Below are 18,320 nucleotides of genomic sequence, written 5' to 3'. Positions count from 1 at the left end.
CGGGCGGCCTGACGCGGGCGGCCTGACGCGGGCGACCTGACGCGGGCGACAAAAAGACCTTTCATGCCGCTAAACGGCTGAAAGGTCTTTTTGTTTTCGCGCTCACGCGATCCCGCTCAAGACTGGATCTTCTCTTCCCGGCCGGCTTTGGCGAAGCCTTGGCTGCGCGAGACGATCCAGATCTGCCCGAGCAGCGCCGCCGCAATCAGCGCGCCCGCGACGATCGGCAGTTGGCCGGGTGCCAGCCCCGCCAGCAGAACCGCGCCGCCAAGGGCGGAGCCTACCGCGCTGCCGAGATAATTCGCGGAGCTGTTTAGCGCCACGGCGGCCGGCCCGTGTTCGGGCTGAAGGACGAGGAGCACATGCTGCTGCGGAGCCTGAGAAGCCCAGCCGGTCGCGCCCCACACAACGAATGCCGCGAAAGCGGCGAGCGCGTAATGAATCCCGACCGGAAGGACGAAAACCGCCAGCGCCATCAGCGCCAGAATCACGGTCATCAATAGCCTGGGACGTCCCGTACGGTCAATGAGCGTTCCGATGGAAAAACTGCCGATGACTCCGCCGATCCCCCATGCCCACAAGTACGGAGTAATGGACTCGATATCGGCCAGATCCTGGAGAACGGACGCGACGTACGTGTACAGCCCCAGACTGGCCACGCTTGTAATAAACGTGATGCCGACAGTCGCGGCAACGCGCCCGTTCGTCATCATGGCAAGACGCTGACGCAGGGACGGCGGAGCCGCCGCCGGAAAGTTCGGAAACCGGGCGGTAATGCCGATGATCGCGATGACGCCGAGCGCCGTTACGGCCCAGAGCGTTCCCCGCCAGCCGATCTGCTCGGCAATGAGCAGCCCTACGGGGACCCCGATGACTGTCCCCATGCTCATTCCGCCCAGCGTCATGCCAAGCGCTCTCCCCCGCTTCTCGCTGGAAACGAGGGCCGCCGCCGCCGCAGCAGCCAGCGGCGAATACAGGCCAGCTCCGATCCCGGCAATCGCGCGGGAGAGCAGCAGAAGCGTATAGGTCGGCGCAAGAGCCGTTCCCGCGTTGGCCAGCGTGAACACGACGAGCGCCAGCAGGAGTATGCGCCTTACCGGCTTGCCGGCCAGTATCGTGGCGAATATCGGCGCCGCCAGTGCGTAACAGAGCGTAAACACGCTTACGGCCTGACCGGACTGCGATGCGCTGATGTTAAAGTCCGATCCGATTGCGGGAAGCAGACCCGCCACCACATAGGCATCAAAGCCCAAAGCGAACATGCCGACGGTAAGCAGTAAAACTTTTTGCATGGAAATCTCCCTCGCTTATCTTGTTCGATGGTAGACCCGGAAGCTCAGCCGAGGCGTTCCCAGTTCGTTTCATCATTGAAGAACTCTCGTTCGGAGCCGACGACATACTGTACAGGGCCGATTGTCCTCGCGTCCGCGTCGATCGTATTGAGCAGCTTCTGGAGCTTCAGGGAACTTGGCAAATCCGCGAAAGGCTGAGAAGGCTCCGCCCCTGAAGCGGCAAACCCCGCAGCATCGCCGACGAGCCGGATTAACTTGCGGATCGTGTTCAGCTCCGGACGGCTTTCGTCGATTTCCGTCTTGAGATCCACGATGACGCGTTCTCCGATATTCGTTTTTTCCCAAATCCGTAAATAATCGATATCCCAGACCGGCGTGTCAAAAATCATCGTCGCGAAAATCAGCTTATTCGCCGGTGAGGCGAAAACGAGATCGACCTCCCGCTTGCGGAGAATGTTGACGAAGCTGCTGTAACCCGTGACGACGGCTCCGGCCAGATTAGCGGTTATCGCCGCACTGTCCAGCACGGCCGTTCCGGAAATGGAGAAATCCGAGCGGATGCCCTGCAGATCCTTCAACTCCAGCTCCGCATCTCCGCCGCTCACCCACTGCACGAGATCGAGCGGGTGAATTATTTCGCTGATCACCCCGCTAGTCGGCCTATGGTCGTTGATCCGGTCCTTTCCCCAGTAAAAATTGGCGCGTACGAGACGCAAATTATGATCCTTCACATACTGCTTCAACGTGATCGAGGCATCCGAGTACCGCTCCACAAGATCCAGAGCGAATCCCGAGGTGTGCTTCAAGCTTGCCTCCACCTCGTCGAGATCGTCCTGAGGGTGCACCAGAGGTTTTTCGCAAATAACGAATCCCCGGTAGCCCCGGAGCTGTTTGATCACGTCGATATGATATTCGTCGTTTACGCTTACGACAACTACGGCAGGCTCGAATTCTTTCACGGCCGTCTCTATGTCGGAAAAATACCGGTAGCCGTTCGATTTCGGACTGCGGTTCACATAAGCGATCTCAACGGGTTCATTTCCCGTCACCGCCGGGTCCAGATTGGAGAAGGCTTGCGAGAAGCGGGTTCCCGCATAGCCCAGTCCGATAATGAGTACGTTCATGCGCGTTCCCTCCGAGAATCATTAAAATTCTTTAATCAGGAGATCTTCCCCCGATTCCGTAAAGCCCAAATTCTCGTACAGCCGCTTGGCGGATGGAGTTGTCTGGAGCGTTACCTTTCCTACTTCATTGGCACGGAACCAGGATAAAACATAATTCATAATCCCTTCGCCCAGTCCGTGGCGCCGCTTGTCCGGATGAACGACCACAGTCTGAATCCAGCCGACTTTGCCGTTCAGGCAGCCTTTCATCGGCGCCCGGTCGTCGATAATGCCGATAGCGCAGGCGCAAATTCGTTCTTCATCGTCCATACTTGCCGCCGCCACGAGTATGCGGTCGTTTCCCTTCAGATTAGCTCGGAGCCAATCCCGGTACTCCGACTGCCAGGCGAGGTCTTCTTCGGCGGAGCGGGAAACATAATGCCCCTCGCCCCGGCTGAGCAAAATTTTACGGAGCTCCACAAGCTCTCCTATATCTTCCAACGAAGCCCTTCTTATCCGCAGGGCCAGACTCGTATTCATGCCGATTCACTCCCGTTTCTTCTGATGCAGGCTGATGGAACCGACCTTTCAACCGGAAGATCGGGTCAGGCTTTCAAAGCCAGTGTTTTGATATCGAAATACTCGAACACTTCGGTTAAGGCGTTTACCAGCTCGTAGATGTGCTCTTCCGTATGATTCGGGGTCACATTCACCCGGAAACGCTCCGTACCGACCGGCACTGTGGGCGAGTTGATCGGCTGCAGGTAAACATGATGCTTCTCCAGCAGTCTGCGCGCAGCCAGCTTGCATTTCTTCGCCTCCCCGACCAGAACGGGAAGAATATGCGTCTCGCTGGATTCCATCACCGGAATACCGGCCTCGGCCAGCGCATTGCGCAGCAGACCCGTCTTGGCGTGAAGTGCGCTGCGCTCCGCATCCGAACGCTTCAAATGTTCCACACTGGCGTAGCAGGCCGCTACTACGGCCGGAGGCAGCGACGTTGTGAAAATGAAGCCCGAGGCGAAGGAACGCACACTGTCGATCAGCGGTGCCGAACCCGTTATGTAGCCTCCGATAATCCCGATGCCCTTAGCCATCGTTCCCTGGATAAAATCGATGGAGTCCGCTACGCCGAGCTGGGCCGCGATTCCCGCGCCGCGCGGTCCGTACATCCCGATGGCATGTACCTCGTCAAGGAACGTGAGGGCTTTGTATTTTTTCGCTAAGCGTACGATTTCGCGGATCGGCGCGATGTCCCCATCCATCGAGTATACCGATTCGAACACGATGATTTTGGGCCGGTCGGCCGGCTGGGCGGCCAGCAATTCTTCCAGATGCTGCACGTCGTTGTGCCGGAAAACGGCTTTTTCCGTTTTGGAGCTGACAATTCCGTTAATGATGGAAGCATGATTCAAGGCGTCCGAGAAAATGATGCTGTCGGGAAAAACACGCGCCAGGCACTGAAGCGTGGCGTCGTTAGAACCGTAGCCCGTCGGGAATACGAGAGCCGCTTCTTTGCCGTGCCATTGCGCAAGCGAAGCTTCCAGCTCCGCGTAATAGTGGTGGGAGCCTCCGATATTCCGGGAACCGCCGGAGCCGGCTCCGTACAATTCTATTGCCTTGTGCATCGCTTCGATAACAACTGGATGTTGAGACATACCGAGATAATCATTGCTGCACCATACGACCACCGGGTGATCTCCCTGGTTATCGACAAGAGCCATAGGGTACTTTGTCCGCAGCCGGTTAATGGTGACAAACTCGCGATATTGGCCGCTTTCCTTCAATTGGTTCAATTTGCTTTCAGCAATTTCCGTGTACATCTTTCATCCCTCCAGTTTTATGATTTGTATGTTTTTGTATGATGCGGAACTCCTATCCAATTAATAGTATAGGTTAACTCGGATATAACAATCAAGAGGTTTTTTGTAAATTTGTACAATTCTGTCAATTATATTTTCAGGTCAACTGCTTAATCTGGAACAAACTACGGAGGCTATAATTATACAAAGGTCAATTCTCACTGCTTCTTCAATCTTAATGTGACAAGATTACGGGAGCTTTTTCAGGGAATAAACGTTTCGTTAATTTTCAAGATAAAGGTTCACTTATGGCAGAATCCGGTCCTCCTTCCGGTTCGGGGATCTTAACTAACGTCCACTCTTCAGGGACTTACACCCCTCGTGTAAACTTTCCGGAGGAATCAGAAAAACAAAAAAACACCGCACGTCGGTGTTTTTTGCTTTGGCGATTTATAAAAGGCAAGCCGGAATGAACAGAAGCGTCATCCCTTTTAGCGGGTGAACTCATGCAGCACAAAGTCGTAAAAGTTCTTTCCCGCTCGCTTTAACGGCAGATCAGCCGGTCTGCAAATCAGGCCGCACGTCATGTTAATTCCGCTGCCCTCCATGGGAAGCGCTATCGTGCCTTCCGGCAAAGGATCGAGCACCATCCGCGGAACAAGCGCTGCGCCAAGGCCTTCGGCGACATAATGTTTTAGCGCGGACATGCTGCCGATCTCCATCGTATCCGGCGGAAAGCTTCCCTCTTCCCGGAGCGCCGTCTCCAGCTTTCTGCGGTAAGGACACGACTGTGCCGTAATAAGCAGACGGGATTCGCGAAGCTGTCCCAGGGTCACCGATTCCGATTCCGCCCGGGCCAACGCGTGATCTTGAGGCACGAGCAGGAGAAACTCCTCCGTAAACAAAGGCTCGAAATGGAGCTGAGCCGCCGAGTCCGGGAACGAACCTAACCCGAAGTCCAGCTCGCCCTTCAGGATTTTGTCCGTCAAAACAGACGTTCCGGCTATCTCAACGGAAATTCGAATATTCGGATACATATCCGTAAAACGCCGGATCAGTCCGGGAAACTGGTGACTGGCCGTCGGCTCCGAAACGCCGACCCTTACCTGCCCCGCCTCACCCGACACAAGATCACCCAGCGTTTTTTGCAGCTGCTCCATGTTTTGCAGGATCGGAATGCTTTGTTCATAAAAGAGGCGGCCCGCTTCGGTTAACGCGATTTTTTTGCCGTGCTCGAACAACAGCACGCCCAGATCGCTTTCCAGCTTCTGAATCTGGGTAGTGACCGTAGACGGCGAATAAGCCAATTCTTCGGCCGCACGGGCGAAGTTTCCGTGTTCGACGATTTTTTGAAAGGACTTTAACGTTTTGAAATCCACCCGGCGTCCCTCCTTTCACTTCATTCGATTATTATGAACGTTCCATTCAAAACATTCAAGTATATGAAATCGCTCTTTTCCTTTAAACTGGAGACAGAAAGCCTGATTCCAATTCCTTGAAGGAGTGATCGTACATGTTCATGCAAAATAAAGTCGCCTGGGTAACAGGCGGGGGTACCGGCATCGGCAGGGCGACCAGTCTCGAACTGGCCAGACGGGGCGCCATCGTCGTCGTCAGCTACTCGCAATCCAGAGAGGATGCGGAATCCGCCGTGCGGATGATTGCCGAAGAAGGCGGGCGTGCCGCCGCTTTTAAAGCGGATGTGACCCGGGAAAGCGAAGTCAACGAGCTTGCGGAACGGATTGCCGCCCGGTACGGAAGCATCGACCTGCTTGTCAACAATGCCAGCGTCACCCGGCATATCCCGATGAGCGATTTGGATTCGGCCACGGAGGAAGTTTGGGATGAACTTTATGCGGTTAATGTCAAAGGCATGTTTACCTGCGCCAAAGCCGCCGCTCCCCGGATGAAAAAAAACAAGAGCGGCGCCATCGTCAATGTCGGCAGCATAGCCGGACTTACGGGTGTCGGTTCCTCCATCCCTTATGCCGTGTCGAAAGCAGCCGTCCACGGGCTGACCAAATCCCTGGCCCAAGCACTTGCGCCGGAGATCCGCGTGAACTGCGTCGCGCCGGGCGCGGTAGCGACACGCTGGTGGCAAGGCCGGGAAGAAACGATGAACGCTCTCATCGGCAAGCTTCCGCTCCAGCGGATTGCGACCCCGGAAGACATCGCCCAAATCATCTGCTCCCTTCTGGAACAGGAGGCGGTTACGGGGCAGATTTTGACGGCAGATGCCGGGCAGACCTTGTAGCTTTGTAGCTTAGTAGCTTTGTAACTCCAGCGCTTCTATATGGAAAGCCGACCCCGGCAGAGGAGAGTCTTGTGCCGCCGATGTGAGCGCTTAATAAAAAAGATCATGGCACCTGTGCCCATGATCTTTTTGTTTTGAAGCGCTTTTGGATTTTATAAGGCATTTTTCCCGGAGGACAGCTTTTCCATAATTTCCCAATCACTCTCACGCGATAAGATTAGACAGATAACAGAATCTATACTTTCTCGGTGGTTATTGCAGATTGATACGTGTAACGATCGCATTGATCGCGCTGATTACCGCTTGCGGCTTATTCAATTGAATATAATGGCCGGAATCAACGGTTGTGTGAACAACATCGTCGGATAGGGCTGCAATTTTGTTTTGCAGGGAAGCCCATTTGGTTTCGTCGATCAAGCTGCCCGGGTTTTGCTCGTCGCAGACACCGTGGCAGTTAGCGGAAAGAACCGTGATCGGTGTGTTACGAAGTGCATCTTGTGCACTCAGTTGACGAATTTGCTGATCGGTTGTCAACCAGTCGCTCCATGTAAATTCGCCGGAGTACTCAATGTCGCCCCGGATAAATTCTTCTCCGAATTCTTGGACTACATCTTCGTGAGTGGAATCGACAAAGATAATGCCGGCTACTTCGCTAGGATACAGAGCAGCGTAGGTACGAGCAAATACGCCGGAAATGGAATGGCTCACGAACAGGTAGGGGCCGGGAATATTCGCGTTTTGAAGCAAGGTGTGAAGTTGAGTTGCTTTTGTCACACCGTTCTTGGCAATGTTAGCGTCATCATCAGATTGACCGAGACCGGCACGGTCGTAGGAAACGGTCAATGTGCTTTGAGCGATTTGTTGTTGTACATAAGCTGTTTGCCATACCGTATGGTCATCACCGGAACCGGAATCGAATACCACGGTCGGTTTACCGGGGACAGATGTTCCTTGAACGTCGATAAGAAGTTCCAATCCGCTGCCGACATCAACCTTGGATGTTTGAGCGAACGCCGTTGTTGCGGACAATAAAAGAATAACCACCATGAATAGTGCCATTTTGGAAAAACGTTGCATGATTTCAATTCTCCTTATGTATTTATATTTTGGTTGGAGTACTACTGCAGTACAGTTACACTTCTCTCGCCCCCCTCCCGGATTACAGTCTATAAATTCCCGCAGTCTATTTCATGAAAGAAGTCTTAGCATCGCCTCATGTAGACTCCCGTACCACCAATTCAGTTGGAAACAGGGTGACCTCACGCTTCAACGGAAGTTCTTCCGTCAAGCAGGCAAGGAGCCTTGAAACGGCTTTCCGTCCCAACTGCTCCACCGGAATGTCGATGCTCGTAATGGTCGGCGTCGTTACCCTGCAGATCGGCTGATTGTCGTATCCGATGACGGCCAAGTCGCCGGGTACGCTGTAGCCGAGATTCACAGCCTGTTTGATCAACCCTGCCGCAACCTGGTCACTGCCCGAGAAAAGCGCGGCCGGTTTCTTTTCCGGCAGATCGTGGATCCGGTTCATAATACGGATGCCGTCCAGGATCGAGAAGGCTCCATCAAAAATCCACTCCTCACGATAAGGCAGGTTGTGGTCCGCCAGGGCGGCCAAATACCCCTTCTTCCGAATGTTCTGCGCTTCACTATTGGCCGTGTCGAAGCAAAAGCCGATGTCCCGGTACCCTCTTTCGATCAGGTGCCTCACCGCAGTATATCCTGATTCGAATTCGTTGTAGCACAGAATGGGGACTTGCGCGGTTTCGTGAAACTCGTTGCACATGAGAATGGGCCCACGCTTCAGGTAAGGAGCGATATCGTCCCACAGGTTTTCCAGTGCGCCAAGAATGATCCCGTCAACTTCCCTATTCTGGAGAAGCTTCATCAATTCAAGCTCGTTTTCTTTACAATAGAAGGTTTGAAATACGCACACCTTGTAATTGGATTCCAGCGCCTGCAGCGATATTCCCTTGATCAGTCCGGCAAAAAAGGGATGGTCCGCCTTAGGAACGGAGACGGCCAGTAATTTGGAGCTGTTGGTGCGCAGCCCTCTGGCCAAAAAGTGCGGCGTGTAGTTCATTTCTTCAATAACCCGTAAGACTTCCCTCCTGATCTTCTCGGATACATACGGGTGATTGTTCAAGACCCTCGACACCGTGGATGTCGATACTTTGCAGAGCTTCGCGATCTCTTGTATCGTAGGCATGGATTTTCCTCCAAAAAATGTCTTGACCTGTCATCGATTTCATAATTTACGATGAAGGCGGATAGGAATTATCAAAAAATTCTGGAAACGGAGGAAAAACCGTGCTGACCACTAAAAACAAATATTGGGGAACAAGCAAAGACTATCTTCATCTGTTGGATTGCAGCAAAACAGGCCGTGACGTAGAACCGGATTGCTTTGAAAACCATTTGGTGAACAGCAAGTTACTAGAAAAATTATACATTTCAAGGAAAGAAAATACAATTAATAGTTGGATTCGTTCCCTATTCCCCGCCCTCTCCGAATTTCCCGGAAAAGTCGACTTCCTGCCTCTGAACAGGCTGATCTCTGCAGAAGAGGTGGAAGCGATTCTGGCGGTGATGAAAGTGGTGCTCCCGACAGGGCAGTTTACCAGCGGGCCGTACGTGAACCGCTTTGAAGAGATCCTGTCAGGCTATCTGCGGAAAAAATATATCATCGCCACCTCCAGCGGAACGGACGCGGCGATGGTGGCACTGCTCGCCTTGGGTCTTCGCCCCGGCGATGAAGTTATTATGCCGGCCAACAGTTTTGCCGCAACCGAAAATGCCGTGCTTGCAGTAGGCGGTGTACCGGTCTTTGCGGATATCGATCCGCACACGTATACGCTGGACCCCGCAAGCGCGGAAGCGGCCATTACGCCCCGGACCCGATTTGTCCTCCCGGTGCATTTATACGGGAAGAAAGCGAACATGGCGGGACTCCGTGAGCTCGCGGACCGCTACCGCCTGAAGATTGTGGAGGACGCCTGCCAAGCGATTGGCGTAACGGAACTCGGACGTGAGGGAGATGCCCTGATTCTGAGCTTCAACCCGTACAAGAATGTGGGGGTATGCGGCAAAGGGGGCGCGATAGCTCTCGATGACGAAGAAGCGGCGCGGCGCTGCATGCAGTTCAGCTATCACGGATTTGAAGTCAACGTCAAGAACCGGAAAGTAAGGGACTTCGGATACAACAGCCGAATGGATAACCTGCAAGCCGCCATCGGGATCGAGCGGATGAAACATTTGTCCCTGAACAACTTCAAACGTACGATTCTGGCCGACCGGTACCGCCAAGGCCTGCAATCGCTGGCCGACAGCCAGAAAATCCGGCTGCCCGAAATGTCGGATGATCATGTCTGGCACCACTTCCCCATTCAAATCCTGAGTGCGGACAGGGATCTGGTTCGGCGCGAGCTGATGGACAAGTATTCGGCCGAAACCGATATCTACTACCCCGTGTTGTCCCACAGGCAGAATACCCCGTTCGTGGATGCCCGCTATAAGGATGCGCATCTTCCGCAAACGGAGCAGACGCACAGCCGGCTGTTGCACCTGCCTATGTATCCGCATTTGAGCTGGGAAGAGCAAGATCATCTGATGGAGGGACTGCGACGTGTTATCGGAGTATAAAGACGGTTTTATCCAACTGGAACATCCCGTGAAGCCAAAACACATTGTGTTCTGCGACTTTGACGAAACGTATTTCCCGCACGTCCTGCTCGAAGAGCACCGCAGGGAACTGGAGGAGCTTGAAGCGTTCATTGAACGGAAGAGCCGTGAGGGAGAGTTGATGATCGGCTGGGTGAGCGGCAGCAAACTCGAGGATATTTTGCGTAAAATGAGCGGAGGGAAATTCCGGATCTTCCCTCACTTTATTGCAAGCGACCTCGGGACGGAGCTGACCTATGTGACCCGGGAACGCTACGGCATGAGGGATGAGCATTGGGACCGCCGGCTTGAAAGCAGCGGTTTCTCCGAAGAAACGGTCAAATCGTTGATCGGGGAGTTATCTCAGGAGTACGGCGTGGACCTGACCCCTCAGACCCAGCTGGGCAACTCCCGTTTCAAGTGGAACTTTTACTATAGGCAAAGAGACCCCATGACGGACCTGCACACGATAAAGCACATCCGCGATTTAGCCGGCCGATACCGGGTAGACGTCAATATTAACCGATGCAATCCTCTGGCAGGCGATCCGGAAGACTGTTATGACGTGGACTTTATTCCGCTCGGGACCGGCAAGGCCGAGATCGTGCGCTTCATGTTGGAGCGGTACGGCGTTCAGCCCGAGCATGCATTTGCTTTTGGCGATAGCGGGAACGACCTTCATATGCTCCGGGCCGTCCGGCACGGCTACTTGGTTCACAACGCGACGGAGGAAGCCAAAGGCCTGCATCCCCTGGTCTCCGAAGGGGCTTATGTGAAAGGCATTCTTCATGTACTGAAAGAACACCTGCAAGCGGGAGCGTGACGATTCAAAGACCTTTTGTTTAATCAGAGAGAAAAACCACGGATAAGGGAGAGGAAATTAAGATGATCAAGATTGGTATTATCGGAGCCGGGAATATTGCCATGACGCATGCCAAAGCACTGTCGACAGTCAAAGAGGCCGTCCTGACAGGCGTACACGATATCCATCAACCCGCAGGCGAACGATTCGCGTCCACCTTCGGAGGACAAGCCTTCGAAAGGTATGAGGATCTCTTGGATTCCTCGGACGGCATTATTGTCGCCTCCCCTAACTTCAAGCATAAGGATCATGCGCTGCAGGCCTTGGCCGCCGGCAAGCATGTCCTGTGCGAGAAGCCGATGGCCATCACTCTCGAAGAAGCCCAGGTGATGCGGGACTACACGGATAAAGCCCATGCCATCGCCATGATGGGATTCAATTACCGGTATTTGTCATTCGTCCATATCTTGATGGAGTTCATCCGCAACGGCGGACACGGCGGCATCATTTCCTTCAATATCTCTTTTAAGAAAGACAGCGCTCTGAGAAAAAAAGCCTTCACCTGGAGGGACAGCGAAGCCAGCAAACAGACTAGCGGCGCCCTGGGCGATCTCGGCATACACCTGATCGACATGATCTGGTATCTGTTCCGCTCGGATTTCCGGCCCGAATCGATCCGTGTCAAAATGGCCACCCATGTGAAGGAAAAAGAAAACAGAGAAGTCCAGGTCGACGACTATTCGGAGATCCTGGGACAGCTCCATAATCAGGTGTTCATTCATATGGTTACCTCTAAGAGCACGGTCCCCGAGGAATGCGGGTTCGGCATCGAAGTCATCGGACACCGAAAAAATTTCCATTATCACACCCGCAATCCGCTGAGCTATACCGTCACGGAAGGAATCTCGTCCACAAGCTTCGATCTTCCTCCCGCCTTATTGACGGACCCGGCAGGCGAGTTTCACGGCTGGGCGGATTCATTCCGGATCGAGCAGATGGCATGGGTGGACGCCATTCTCCGGAAAAGCCGAATGGGTCTGCCGAGCTTTGCGGACGGGCACCGTTCTCAAGCTACGCTGAATCTGTTCTTCGAAACACACGCGAAGGATCTTTCAGGCGCGCTTGTGATGCAGGCCTAATCCCCTGATTGCCTTCCGCAGATAGGAGGCCGACGATGCGAATCGTCCTTTGGATGGGCTGCGCCTTTTATTTTCTGGTTGGCGTCGTTCATGTGTTCATCGGCAGTTTGTCACCTCATTTTTATGCACGCTACGACATTGGAGCTCAGGAAATTTCCGTGATCCTGTCTGTGCAGTTTATCGGGTTTCTCATTGGTGTACTCTTCTCCCCCGTCCTATCCAAGAAAGTCGGCCCGTTCGTCGTCATTACGATTGGACTGGGTATGGTCGGGGCCGCCTTGGCGGGTTATCTGTGGATCGACAGATGGGAATTGCTCTCTCTGACAGGGTTCCTGATCGGATACGGCGCGGGAACGCTGGAGACGACCGTAGGGGCTTTGATCATAGCACAGGGGGAAACCGGCAAGGCAGGGATGGCGAAGCTGGAAGTATTCTTCGGCTTCGGCGCCCTGCTTTTCCCGATCCTTATCCATCTGCTGGCCGGCGAAGACGTGATTCCTTTGGTTCTGTACTCCCTGCTCAGTACAATTGTCGTGCTGCTGGCGGCTTGGGTTTCCTTGATTTCAATCCTCCGGCCGAAGCAGCGGTTTCCAGAGCCCGAAGAAGCCGTAAGCGGGTCGGAGGAGATTTACCCGGGAGGCGGATTGATGAGGGGGGAAAAGCGAAGCTTGAGCCTGCTCATTCTGTTTGCCTTCGTTTATGCCGGGATCGAGACCAGCTATGCGAACTTTTTGCCTTCGCTGATGATTGTCGGCGGCTTTGAAAGCTATAGCCTGATCGGAGTTTCCGTATTCTGGGCTTCGATGGTTATCGGACGAACCGTGCTTGCCGTTAAAGGGAAGAAGATTCCGCCTCTGCCGATGCTGCAAATTTCCGCTGTGTGTCTGATTCTACTGTTAGGTGTGTTCCCCTTTCTTCATGATGCAATCCTGGTGCTGGGAGTCATTTCTCTAACGGGCATTGCGGCGTCTCCCCTGTTTCCGGTTGCGATTACATTTGCGGCCTCCGTGAGGCAGGGATATGTAGATGAGGTGACAAGCTACTTTATCGCTGCCGCAAGCTTGGGAGGATCGCTCATTTCGCTCCTAGTCGGCTGGAGCCTGGCTTTGGAAGAGCTTACGGTTACGCTGTTCCTGTTTGCCGGACTGGCGCTGCTGCTTTGGTTCATTTCTTTCCGGCTGAGGGACGCGGGGAATGGCATTTATAAGCCTGCACACAAGAGCATGGACCGTTAAGGTTCATGCTCTTGCCCATGCCGAAAAGCCGCTTAAAAAGCGGCTCATCCTTGCCGGTAGATACTGTTGCGTTCACACTCCAGCCAGACTTCTGTCCGGCTGCTTCATTTTGGGTGCCGTAAGGCTGCCCAAACTGTTCGCGTTGTTCGCACGGTCCGCGTCAGACGCCGAACTGCGCTTTGTGCAGACCGCTGTAAATGCCTCCGGCGGCGACAAGCTCCCTGTGGGAGCCTTCCTCGACCACTCCGCGTTCCGTTACGACGATGATGCGGTCGGCGTTCTTGATCGTGGCGAGCCTGTGTGCGATAACAAGAGTCGTCCGCCCTTTCGACAATTCGGTCAGCGATTGCTGAATCGCCAGCTCCGTGGCCGTATCCAGCGCCGAAGTCGCTTCGTCGAGAATAAGAATCGGCGGATTTTTCAGGAAGATTCTGGCGATTGCGAGACGCTGCTTCTGCCCGCCGGACAGCTTGACGCCCCTCTCGCCGATCATCGTTTCCATTCCGTCCGGCTGCTTCCGAATAAATTCTTCCAGTTGGGCCTGCCGTGCCGCTTCCCAAATTTCTTCCTCGCTCGCTCTCAGCTTGCCGTAAGCGATGTTTTGCCGGATGGTGCCTTCGAACAAATACACATCCTGCTGCACAATTCCGATCTGGTTACGCAAAGATTCCAGCGTCATATCCCGGACATCCATGCCGTCGATGCGGATAGCGCCGCTTTTGCAATCGTAGAACCGGGGAAGCAGACTGCAGATCGTCGTTTTTCCCGCACCGGACGGCCCTACAAAGGCAATCGTTTCCCCGGCCCGGATGTTCAGGTTCAGCTTGTCGAGAATGTTCTTCTGGTCGTCGTATCCGAATGTAACCGAATCGAAGACGATGTCCCCCTTAAGCTTATCCACGCTTACCGCGTCTTTGCCGTCCGCCACATCGGGCTCCGTATCGATGATTGAGATGTACTTTTTAAACCCGGCAATGCCTTTCGGATAGCTTTCAAGCACGGCGTTGATTTTCTCGATCGGACGGAAAAACACGTTGGACAGGAGCAGGAACGCGACAAACTGGCCGTACGACAATTCGCCCCGGATGACGAAATAAGTTCCGCACAGCATCACGAAAATCGAAACGAATCGCATCATCATGTAGCTGATCGACATGCTTTTCGCCATCAGCTTATAGGCAAGCAGTTTCGTCTGACGATACTGCTGGTTGGTTCCTTTGAACAAATTCTTTTCGTATTCTTCGTTCGCGAATGCCTGGACTACGCGGATTCCGCTGATATTGTTTTCGACCCGGCTGTTAAATTCGGCCACATTGCCGAACAGCCTTTCATACGTATGGGTCATTTTTTTGGTAAAATAGATGGCAAACCAGGCAAGCAAAGGAATGACAATAAACGTAAGCAGGGCCAGTTTAGTGTGGATCGAAAGCATAAGTAGGAAAGCTCCGACTAAGGTCATTATAGCGATGAAAACATCCTCCGGACCATGATGGGCAATCTCCCCGATTTCGTTCAAATCGTTCGTAATACGGGTCATAAGGTGACCGGTCTTATTGTTATCGAAGAACCGGAACGAGAGCTTCTGGATGTGATCGAACAGTTTCTTCCTCATATCCGTTTCGATGTTTACCCCAAGCATGTGGCCCCAGTACGTGACGACGTAATTGAGAACCATGTTCAGCAAGTAAATCGCCAGAAGAGCGATGCAAGCCCATGTAATCAGGGACCAGTCTTGGCCCGGAAGAAGTTTGTCCAGAAACAAGTTCACCGCAAGCGGAAAGCCAAGCTCGAGCAGCCCGGCGATCACGGCACAGCCGAAATCCAGAATAAACAGTCCCCGGTAAGGACGATAATAGGCAAAAAAACGTTTAAGCAACTCTATCCCTCTTTCTCTATCTTTTATCCGCGATGCACACGCCTACTCGTATTGTAGAACAAACCCGTCGAACAACAAAGATAAAATTCCCTTAAAGCCAAACATTCCCGCGTTACGAACCGTTAGCTATGAATAATTTTACTAAATCTACGAAAATAAGGGTTGTTAATATTTAGCATTGATAGTATGATACTGGTATAATATTTTCCGGATAAACGGCTCTGTCTTCTCATTCCCGGTGTTAACCCTCAATTTGTAAGCGCTTAAATCTATTTAAGCCACGCCTCGATAATTGCCTGATCAACCTGCTGTTGCCCCGGAATACCGGTCAACTCTGCTTGCTCCGTCTTCTACATCTCGCACGCAAACTTTTCCAAGTTCCCGGTTTCCGCCTATTCTCTATGTATATAAGCTCCCAGGAGTTTATATAAATCCACCTGCTTTAAGGAGGGATAGCCTAACGTTGCCCCGCGAAATTTTCCGTTCTGCACGTTGCGCAGGCACAGAAAGGAGATGATCCAGAACTTACACTGCCAGGATAATGACTTTTCAAGCCGTTCTCTTAGCATTCCCCATTAAAAGGAGGCCAATCATATGTCAACTGTTCGTATCTCCCGCTCCATCACAACCCGGATTCTGTTTGCCGCCGGATTGTCCCTGATCCTTGCGTTCTGCATGCTTTTACTCGCGCAAAAAGCGTCCGCCCACGGATATGTCGAGTCACCCGGCAGCCGGGCTTACCTCTGTAAGCAGGGAACCAACAAAGACTGCGGAGCAGTCGTTTATGAGCCTCAAAGCCTTGAATACCCGAAAGGCTTCCCGGCTGCGGGCCCTGCCGACGGTAAAATCGCGAGCGGGGGCGGAACTTTCCCGAAATTGGACGAGCAGTCCGCAACCCGCTGGAGCAAAGTGAACATCTCCTCCGGCACAAACACGTTCACTTGGAAGCTGACGGCCGCCCATGCGACGACAAGCTGGAAATATTACATCACCAAAGCCAACTGGGACCCGAATTCCGCACTCACCAGAAACTCTTTCGATCTGACGCCGTTCTGCTCCGTGAACTACGGCGGTAAACAGCCGCCGTTCTCTTACTCCGATACTTGTAACGTTCCGGCCAGAACAGGTTATCAAGTCATCCTGGCTGTCTGGGAAATCGCCGATACGGCGAATGCTTTCTACAACGTGATCGACGTTAATTTCGGCGGCAGCAATCCTTCCGACACAGTCGCTCCGACTGCACCGTCCGGCGCAGCCGCGTCCAACGTGACGACTACGGGCGCTACCCTGACTTGGGGAGCTTCGACGGATAACGTCGGTGTAACCGGGTATCAGGTTTATAACGGTTCCACGCTCGTTACGACTACAAGCGGATCCGCTACCTCCTACAATGTAACCGGTCTTACTCCGAATACGGCTTACACCTTTACGGTAAAAGCCATCGATGCGGCCGGCAATACTTCTCCGGCCAGCAATCCGGTTACGTTCACGACGGGATCCGCTCCTGTCGATAACCAGGCGCCGACGGCACCTGCCGGCCTGACTGCCGGAACGGCAACCTCCTCGTCGGTTGCTTTGAGCTGGAATGCGGCAACCGATAACGTAGGCGTGACAGGTTACCGCATCTACAAGGGCACGGCGCTTGCAGGCACGGTTTCGGGCTCGACGCTCACGTATACCGTGTCCGGCTTGACTCCAAGCACCGCTTATACGTTCACAGTGCGGGCGATTGACGCCGCCGGCAACGAATCCGCCAACAGCAATGCGGTGTCGGTAACGACAGCTTCCGGCCCGGCGGTTGCCGCTTGGGCGGTCAACACGGCTTACACTACAGGCACTCTCGTGACGTACAACGGCTCGACTTACGAGTGCCGTCAACCGCACACCTCGATCGCGGGCTGGGAGCCTTCCAACGTTCCGGCGCTGTGGCAGCTTAAGTAAGCGGCTCGACCCAAATAAACCGATTTCCGGATCTTTGCCGGAAATCGGTTTTTTGCTTGCCGGGGCGCGCGATCCGGCATCGCAGGCAGACGGCTGCTTGCCCTCCGTTATCTTCGGCGGAAAAGCCGTACCGGATCGTACTGCCGAATCATATGCGCCTGGCGGACGTGCGGGCGAATTTATGCACCCGCAAAGCGTCTGTCCGCTTAGCTTGCGTCCGCTTCCGAGCTAGATCTCGCATTCGCTCCCGGTTCTGCATCTGCGGGTTCTTACTCTCTCCCTGTCCCCTCACTCCGCAAAAAATCCAGAAACACCTTGAATGCTTCCGTTTTAAACAAATCCTTCCGGTAAATAAACACGACGTTGATTTCCCGGAATTCCTCCGGAATGGGATGCAGGTAAACCTCCCTGGCCTGAACGATTCTGCTGATCGACGAACGGGGAAGCAGCGAAACGCCAAGCCCAGCCGAGACACCTCCGATAATGGCCTCCAGGGTACCGAACTCGATCATGTGACGGGCTTCGACGCCTTCCTTAGCCAGCAGCCGCTCGACTCTGTCCCGGTGGGAGCAGCCCGAACCGAAAAATAGCAGAGGTTTCTTCAGCAGCCCGGCAAGATCCGTTTCTTTCGGCTCTGAAATCAACACCAGCTCTTCCTCGAACGCGGGTTGACATTCAAGCTCTTCCTGTGAAACGGGTCCGTACACGAAGGCTCCGTCCAGCTCGTAATCTTTGATTTTGCGGATAAGCCGGTGCGAATCGGAGGTGATCAGCGAAAGCTCGACCTCCGGATACAGACCGTGATACCGGGTCAGCAGCTGCGGCAGGTGGATGGCGGCCGTCGTTTCGAGAGAGCCCAGCCGGAGCGGACCTTTCGGAATATCCGTCGCTTGGGCGGATTTCACGGCTTCTTCCAGCAGAACCACAATTTTATCGGCGTACCCAAGCAAATTTTGACCGGCCGCCGTCAGCTTCATCCCTTTGCTGGACCGGTAGAACAGCTGCGTGCCCAGTTCCGTTTCAAGGAGCTGGATCCGGTTGGTCACATTGGACTGGACATAGTTGAGGATATGCGCCGCCTTGGTGATGCTTCCCTCCCGGGCCACCGTACGGAAAATTTTCAGATCACCGCTCTCCATCTGGACCTCCCTGACATTCCATTATTGAAATCGATACCCTTGTTCATTTCTAATGATTTTACTTGATGACCGGCCCTGTG

General features: G+C 53.7%; 14 protein-coding genes and 1 pseudogene. 6 read left to right on the top strand and 9 right to left on the bottom strand.

Annotated features, from left to right (window positions below; translation table 11 throughout):
- Positions 1-116: 116 nt before the first annotated feature.
- The 5 genes and pseudogenes from PCH01S_RS00215 to PCH01S_RS00195 all read right to left on the bottom strand — a co-directional run bounded on the left by PCH01S_RS00215 (position 117) and on the right by PCH01S_RS00195 (position 5,576).
- The gene (locus PCH01S_RS00215; protein ID WP_042225706.1) at positions 117-1,292 is read right to left on the bottom strand and encodes an MFS transporter; all 1,176 of its coding nucleotides are present in this window, start codon (positions 1,290-1,292) and stop codon (positions 117-119) included.
- Positions 1,293-2,104: 812 nt separating this feature from the next.
- Positions 2,105-2,416: pseudogene (locus PCH01S_RS31665) on the bottom strand (Gfo/Idh/MocA family oxidoreductase); the annotation flags it as partial.
- Positions 2,417-2,437: 21 nt separating this feature from the next.
- Positions 2,438-2,935, bottom strand: a complete 498-nt coding sequence (locus PCH01S_RS00205; RefSeq protein ID WP_042225703.1) for a GNAT family N-acetyltransferase — start codon at positions 2,933-2,935, stop codon at positions 2,438-2,440.
- A gap of 65 nt (positions 2,936-3,000) precedes the next feature.
- Positions 3,001-4,218, bottom strand: a complete 1,218-nt coding sequence (hemA, locus tag PCH01S_RS00200; protein WP_042225701.1) for a 5-aminolevulinate synthase — start codon at positions 4,216-4,218, stop codon at positions 3,001-3,003.
- A gap of 470 nt (positions 4,219-4,688) precedes the next feature.
- Positions 4,689-5,576, bottom strand: coding sequence for a LysR family transcriptional regulator (locus PCH01S_RS00195; RefSeq protein WP_042225700.1), 888 nt, complete (start codon positions 5,574-5,576; stop codon positions 4,689-4,691).
- Positions 5,577-5,710: 134 nt separating this feature from the next.
- On the opposite strand from PCH01S_RS00195, the gene PCH01S_RS00190 reads away from it, so the two are divergent.
- The gene (locus tag PCH01S_RS00190) at positions 5,711-6,451 is read left to right on the top strand and encodes an SDR family NAD(P)-dependent oxidoreductase (protein ID WP_042225698.1); all 741 of its coding nucleotides are present in this window, start codon (positions 5,711-5,713) and stop codon (positions 6,449-6,451) included.
- A gap of 252 nt (positions 6,452-6,703) precedes the next feature.
- Here the strand turns inward: PCH01S_RS00190 and PCH01S_RS00185 are convergent, their stop codons facing one another.
- Together PCH01S_RS00185 and PCH01S_RS00180 are read right to left on the bottom strand one after the other, a co-directional pair.
- Positions 6,704-7,528, bottom strand: coding sequence for an alpha/beta fold hydrolase (locus tag PCH01S_RS00185; protein WP_042225696.1), 825 nt, complete (start codon positions 7,526-7,528; stop codon positions 6,704-6,706).
- Between the two features lie 136 nt (positions 7,529-7,664).
- Positions 7,665-8,657: a LacI family DNA-binding transcriptional regulator gene (locus tag PCH01S_RS00180; protein ID WP_042225694.1), complete on the bottom strand. Its 993-nt coding sequence runs from the start codon at positions 8,655-8,657 to the stop codon at positions 7,665-7,667.
- A gap of 104 nt (positions 8,658-8,761) precedes the next feature.
- On the opposite strand from PCH01S_RS00180, the gene PCH01S_RS00175 reads away from it, so the two are divergent.
- The 4 genes from PCH01S_RS00175 to PCH01S_RS00160 all read left to right on the top strand — a co-directional run bounded on the left by PCH01S_RS00175 (position 8,762) and on the right by PCH01S_RS00160 (position 13,284).
- Entirely contained in the window at positions 8,762-10,090 is a 1,329-nt protein-coding gene (locus tag PCH01S_RS00175; RefSeq protein ID WP_272509742.1) for a DegT/DnrJ/EryC1/StrS family aminotransferase, read from the top strand.
- Positions 10,074-10,931: an HAD-IIB family hydrolase gene (locus PCH01S_RS00170; RefSeq protein ID WP_042225690.1), complete on the top strand. Its 858-nt coding sequence runs from the start codon at positions 10,074-10,076 to the stop codon at positions 10,929-10,931. Before PCH01S_RS00175 ends, PCH01S_RS00170 begins: the two co-directional genes overlap by 17 nt.
- A 62-nt stretch (positions 10,932-10,993) precedes the next feature.
- Positions 10,994-12,049, top strand: a complete 1,056-nt coding sequence (locus PCH01S_RS00165) for a Gfo/Idh/MocA family protein (protein ID WP_042225689.1) — start codon at positions 10,994-10,996, stop codon at positions 12,047-12,049.
- A 35-nt stretch (positions 12,050-12,084) separates the two neighbouring features.
- Positions 12,085-13,284, top strand: a complete 1,200-nt coding sequence (locus PCH01S_RS00160) for an MFS transporter (RefSeq protein ID WP_042225688.1) — start codon at positions 12,085-12,087, stop codon at positions 13,282-13,284.
- Positions 13,285-13,444: 160 nt separating this feature from the next.
- Here the strand turns inward: PCH01S_RS00160 and PCH01S_RS00155 are convergent, their stop codons facing one another.
- Positions 13,445-15,160, bottom strand: a complete 1,716-nt coding sequence (locus PCH01S_RS00155) for an ABC transporter ATP-binding protein (protein ID WP_042225687.1) — start codon at positions 15,158-15,160, stop codon at positions 13,445-13,447.
- A 594-nt stretch (positions 15,161-15,754) separates the two neighbouring features.
- On the opposite strand from PCH01S_RS00155, the gene PCH01S_RS00150 reads away from it, so the two are divergent.
- A complete protein-coding gene (locus PCH01S_RS00150) occupies positions 15,755-17,101 on the top strand; it encodes a lytic polysaccharide monooxygenase (RefSeq protein ID WP_042225685.1) in 1,347 nt (448 codons plus the stop codon).
- A 269-nt stretch (positions 17,102-17,370) separates the two neighbouring features.
- Here PCH01S_RS00150 and PCH01S_RS00140 read toward each other — a convergent pair whose 3' ends face one another.
- The gene (locus tag PCH01S_RS00140; RefSeq protein ID WP_042225681.1) at positions 17,371-18,240 is read right to left on the bottom strand and encodes a LysR family transcriptional regulator; all 870 of its coding nucleotides are present in this window, start codon (positions 18,238-18,240) and stop codon (positions 17,371-17,373) included.
- Positions 18,241-18,320 lie beyond the last annotated feature (80 nt).

Origin of the sequence: Paenibacillus chitinolyticus NBRC 15660 (genome assembly GCF_000739915.1) — a bacterium.
GTDB lineage: Bacteria > Bacillota > Bacilli > Paenibacillales > NBRC-103111 > Paenibacillus_F > Paenibacillus_F chitinolyticus.
The sequence above is the reverse complement of the archived record's forward strand: the minus strand, read 5'-3'. Positions and strand labels throughout refer to the sequence as shown.